This is a genomic window from Pseudomonas sp. SDO5522_S412, assembly GCF_054071215.1.
On the sequence record NZ_JBSVWQ010000328.1, the window covers coordinates 1 to 5,033 of the forward strand.

General features: G+C 60.6%; 4 protein-coding genes. 1 reads left to right on the forward strand and 3 read right to left on the reverse strand.

The window, feature by feature from the left end; translation table 11 throughout:
* Window positions 1-72: 72 nt before the first annotated feature.
* From choV to ACW9I6_RS30740, 3 genes are all read right to left on the reverse strand, one after another.
* Window positions 73-1,251: a choline ABC transporter ATP-binding protein gene (choV, locus tag ACW9I6_RS30730; RefSeq protein ID WP_008434041.1), complete on the reverse strand. Its 1,179-nt coding sequence runs from the start codon at window positions 1,249-1,251 to the stop codon at window positions 73-75.
* On the reverse strand, window positions 1,248-2,093 hold the full coding sequence (gene choW, locus ACW9I6_RS30735; RefSeq protein ID WP_003216909.1) for a choline ABC transporter permease subunit: 846 nt from the start codon (window positions 2,091-2,093) through the stop codon (window positions 1,248-1,250). Before choW ends, choV begins: the two co-directional genes overlap by 4 nt.
* Before the next feature lie 67 nt (window positions 2,094-2,160).
* Window positions 2,161-3,108, reverse strand: a complete 948-nt coding sequence (locus ACW9I6_RS30740) for a choline ABC transporter substrate-binding protein (protein ID WP_003216912.1) — start codon at window positions 3,106-3,108, stop codon at window positions 2,161-2,163.
* A gap of 436 nt (window positions 3,109-3,544) precedes the next feature.
* Here ACW9I6_RS30740 and ACW9I6_RS30745 point away from each other — a divergent pair, with 436 nt between their 5' ends.
* Window positions 3,545-4,921: an L-serine ammonia-lyase gene (locus ACW9I6_RS30745; protein WP_008434038.1), complete on the forward strand. Its 1,377-nt coding sequence runs from the start codon at window positions 3,545-3,547 to the stop codon at window positions 4,919-4,921.
* Window positions 4,922-5,033 lie beyond the last annotated feature (112 nt).

Genomic DNA, 5,033 nt, shown 5'->3' on the forward strand with positions numbered 1-5,033 from the left:
AGTCAGTACATCTGACACTGATACACCGCATTCGCGAGCAAGCCCGCTCCCACATTTATGTTGCGGTGTCTGTTAGCCCAGGTTCTTGCCCAAGAGGGCATGATAGAGCTCGCTGTCACCCAGAATCCCCACCACCTTGTTGTCGTCCTGCAGCACCAGCTTGTTGCCTGTCTGATACCGAATCTGCAGCGCCTCACGCATCCCGATATTCGAATCCACCAGCGTCGGCATCCGGCCCAGGCCCTCCACCGATTGCCCCGGTGCCCAGTTCTGCAGGTTCAGCACCGAACCGTTCTGCCGCGCGCCCTTGATGGTGTTGCCTTCGGCCAGGTCCAGCCACGAGTCACCGCCCGGGTCCAGGCTGATGGAGCCGTTGACGTGGGTGCAGTTATCCACCGTGCGCATCAGGCTGCGGCCACACAGCACATTCAGCGGGTTGGTGTGGGCCACGAAGGTCCGCACATAGTCATCCGCCGGGTTCAGCACGATCTCTTCCGGCACGCTGTACTGGATGATCCGGCCGTCTTTCATGATCGCGATGCGGCTGCCGAGTTTCAGCGCCTCATCCAGGTCGTGGCTCACGAATACGATGGTCTTGCTCAGCTTGCGTTGCAGCTCCAGCAACTCATCCTGCAAGCCCTGGCGGATCAGCGGGTCGAGTGCCGAGAAGGGTTCGTCCATCAACAGGATATCGGCGTCCATCGCCAATGCGCGGGCCAGGCCGACACGCTGCTGCATGCCACCGGAAAGCTCGTCGGGCTTCTTGTTGCGCCACTGCGACAGGCCCACCAGTTCCAGCTTGTCGTCCACCAGCTTGCGTCGTTCTTTCTCCGGGCGGCCCTGCATCTCCAGGCCGAAGCTGATGTTCTCGCGCACCGTCAGCCAGGGCATCAGGGCGAACTTCTGGAACACCATGGCGATGCGCTGGGTGCGCATCATTTTCAGCTCGGCGGGGGTGCAGGATGCGATGTCGATCTGGCGACCTTCATGCTCCACAAACAGCTTGCCGCGGCTGACGGTGTTCAAGCCATTGATGCAGCGCAACAAGCTCGACTTGCCCGAGCCGGACAGGCCCATCAGCACGCAGATCTCGCCTTTCTCGACATCCAGGCTGGCGTTTTCAACGCCGACAATCTGCCCGGTCTTTTTCAGGATCTCGTTGCGCGTCATGCCCTGGTCCAGCAGCTTGAGCGCCTCGCGTGGGTCTTTGGAGAAGATCACGTCGACATTTTCGAATCGGATAATGCTCATGCATCACCCCCTACTTTGGCGTCGGGTTGTTTGCAGATGCGGTCGAGCATGATGGCCAGCAGTACGATCGCCAGGCCGGCTTCAAAGCCCAGGGCGATGTCGGCGGTGTTCAGCGCGTTGACCACCGGTTTGCCGAGGCCGTCGGCGCCCACCAGGGCCGCGATCACCACCATCGACAACGACAGCATGATGCATTGGGTAATGCCGGCGGCGATGCTCGGCATGGCGTGGGGCAGTTCGATCCGCGAGAGCAACTGACGGCGCGAGCAGCCAAAGGCCTTGCCGGCGTCCATCAACTCTTGCGGCACATCACGGATACCCAGGTAAGTCAGACGGATAGGCGCGGCAATCGCAAACACCACCGTGGAAATCAGCCCGGGCACCACACCCAGCCCGAAGAGGGTCAGGGTAGGGATGAGGTAGACGAAGGTCGGTACGGTCTGCATCAGATCGAGCACCGGCCGCATCAGGGTGTAGAACATCGGTTTGTGCGCGGCAACGATGCCCAGCGGCACGCCGATCACCACGCAGACCAGGGTGGCGAACAGCACTTGCGCCAGGGTCTCCATGGTTTCCTGCCAGTACCCCAGGTTGAGGATCAGCAGGAAGGAGGCGATGACAAAAACGGTCAGGCCCCATTTGCGTTGAATGAAGTGAGCGAGCAGCGCAATCAGACCGATCAATGCCAGTGGATTGAACCAGGTCAGCGCGAACGTCACGCCGTGGATCATCGTTTCCAGGGTCGATGCGATTGCGTCGAAGTAGGCGGCCCCGTGTTGGGTCAACCACTCAACGAAGGCAGCGATGTACTGGCCTAGCGGGATTTTATGTTCAGTCAGCATGGTAGTGAATGTCCACATGCGAAGAGGAAAAACATCCCGGGCCAGCGTACCGGCCCGGGGTCAGCGGTTACTTGGCGAGGTAAGCTTTGACGGCCTCCAATCCTGGTTTGCCATCGACCGTGGTGACACCGGCGAGCCAGGTGTCGAGCACTTGCGGGTTCTTCTTCAGCCACGCCTTGGCGGCGGCGTCAGGCTTCATTTTGTCGTCCAGGACATTACCCATCAGGGTGCTTTCCATGTTCAGGGTGAACGACAGGTTTTTCAGCAACTGGCCCACGTTGCTGCATTCCTGGGTGTAGCCCTTGCGGACGTTGGTGTAGATGGTGGCCTGGCCGTAGTTGGGGCCGAATGAATCATCACCCCCGGTCAGGTACTTCATCTTGAAGCGGGTGTTCATCGGGTGCGGTTCCCAGCCGAGGAACACGATGGCCTGGTCGCGCTTGGTGGCGCGTTCCACCTGCGAAAGCATCCCGGCTTCGCTGGATTCGACCACTTTGAAACCGGCGGTTTTCAGGCCGAAAGCGTCCTTGTCGATGAGGGTCTGGATGGTCCGGTTGCCGTCGTTGCCCGGCTCGATCCCGTAGATCTTGCCGCCCAGCTCATCCTTGAATTTGACGATGTCGGCGAAGTCTTTCAGGCCCTTGTTGTACAGCGCTTCCGGTACGGCCAGGGTGTACTTGGCGTTTTCCAGGTTGGCGCGCACGGTTTCCACGGTGCCGGCATCACGGTACTGCTTGATGTCGTTTTCCATGGTCGGCATCCAGTTGCCGAGGAAGATGTCCATGTTCTTGCCGTCGGCCAGGGACTTGTAGGTCACTGGTACTGAAATCATCGTGGTGCGGGGTTTGTAGCCGAGGCCCTTGAGGACTTCGCTGGTGGTGGCGGTGGTGACGGTGATGTCGGTCCAGCCGACATCGGAGAAGTTGACGGTCTGGCATTGCGCCGGTTCTGCAGCGTGAGCCACGACTGGCAGACTCAGCATGGCGGCCAACAACAACGACGGGGAACCTTTCATGGGGGTGGACTCCTGGTGTTTTTCTGGCGGCAATAACACCGCGCTTATAGGTGTTGCGGTTGGGCGTGCGGCACAGCTCTGCCACGCAACTGTGCAAACGAGTCGAGACTGATCATGTACCAGTGAAAATCTGACGCCTACAGGGGGCGTCGTATCCAGTACAGGGATGGTCGTATCCAGTGTCGGTGACGTCGCTTACAGATTTTTTCCACGGCAAAACTGCACTTTTTACCGATCTGCACCGCAAAAAACGGCCAAAACGTCGCCTTCCACAACAGCGGCGCTGATGAGCATGGGTACGTCGGTGTGAGACGCCGTGAGCGCCAACAAAAGCTTGATGATGGCCGCATCTGGGCGGATTGCGACATGAGCGTAGCAGCTCCGTCACCAGGCGTTATGTGCGCCTGGCCTGTGCTCATCGAGGAGTTTCACGGCAATGGCTATCAGCGTTTTCGACCTGTTCAAGATCGGCATTGGGCCTTCGAGTTCTCACACCGTCGGCCCCATGCGCGCCGCGGCGTTGTTCGTTCAAGGATTACGTGAACGTGATGTGTTGGAACAAGTCAGGCGCGTCGAAGTTCAGCTGTATGGCTCCTTATCGGCCACGGGCATCGGTCACGGCAGCGACAACGCGGTGATCATGGGCCTGATGGGCGAGTGGCCGGACGCGATCGATCCGTCACAGATCGGCATCCGCATCGAAACCCTGCGCGAGACCAACACCCTGCTGCTGGACGCACGTTTGCCGGTGCCTTTCTTATGGGCGCGGGACATGCGCCTGATCGACGAAAACCTGCCGTTCCACCCTAATGCCATGACCCTGGTGGTGTTCGGTGATAACGGCGAGCTGCACCGCGACACCTACTACTCGGTGGGCGGCGGATTCGTGGTGGATGAAGCCCAGGCCAACAGCGGCGTGGCGGACATGGACCGCACCGAGCTGCCCTATGATTTTTCCAGTGCGGTGGAACTGCTGCAGCTGTGCAAGACCCACAACCTGCGCGTCGCTGAGCTGATGTTGGCGAACGAAAAAACCTGGCGCTCGGAAGAAGAAATCCGCAGCGGCCTGATGAAGCTTTGGCGCGCCATGCAAGATTGCGTGGAGCAAGGCCTCAAGCACGAAGGCATCCTTCCCGGCGGCCTCAATGTAAGGCGCCGTGCAGCCAAGTTGCACCGCAGCTTGCAGGAGCTGGGCAAGCCGAACGTGATCGGCTCGACCTTGAGCGCGATGGAATGGGTCAACCTGTTCGCCCTGGCGGTGAATGAAGAAAACGCCGCCGGCGGGCGCATGGTCACGGCACCGACCAACGGCGCGGCGGGGATCATCCCGGCGGTGCTGCACTACTTCATGAAGTTCAGCGAAGAAGTGACCGAGGCCAACGTGGTCGACTATTTCCTCGGCGCGGCGGCGGTGGGCATCCTGTGTAAGAAGAACGCGTCGATCTCGGGTGCCGAAGTCGGCTGCCAGGGTGAAGTCGGCTCGGCGTGCGCCATGGCGGCGGCGGGGTTGGCGGAGATCCTCGGTGCGACGCCGGAGCAGTTATGCAACGCGGCGGAGATCGGGCTGGAGCACAACCTCGGCCTGACCTGCGACCCGGTAGGCGGGCTGGTGCAGGTGCCGTGCATCGAGCGTAATGCGATTGCCGCGGTGAAGGCGATCAACGCGGCGCAGATGGCGCTGCGGGGGGATGGCCAGCACTTCATCTCGCTGGACCGGGTGATCCGCACCATGCGCGATACCGGGGCGGATATGCATGACAAGTACAAGGAAACATCGCGGGGTGGGTTGGCGGTGAGTGCGGTGGAGTGTTGATCCGGAAAGACCGCGTCGCCTGCATTCGCGAGCAAGCCCGCTCCCACATTCGACCGAGTTCCTACTGAAAAAACGCGGTCAAGTGTGGGAGTGGGCTTGCTCGCGAATGCGG

What these genes read in the sequence shown, in the direction of transcription:
- choV (WP_008434041.1), bottom strand. Translation starts at nt 1,251, where the DNA reads ATGAGCATTATCCGATTCGAAAATGTCGACGTGATCTTCTCCAAAGAC.
- choW (WP_003216909.1), bottom strand. Translation starts at nt 2,093, where the DNA reads ATGCTGACTGAACATAAAATCCCGCTAGGCCAGTACATCGCTGCCTTC.
- ACW9I6_RS30740 (WP_003216912.1), bottom strand. Translation starts at nt 3,108, where the DNA reads ATGAAAGGTTCCCCGTCGTTGTTGTTGGCCGCCATGCTGAGTCTGCCA.
- ACW9I6_RS30745 (WP_008434038.1), top strand. Translation starts at nt 3,545, where the DNA reads ATGGCTATCAGCGTTTTCGACCTGTTCAAGATCGGCATTGGGCCTTCG.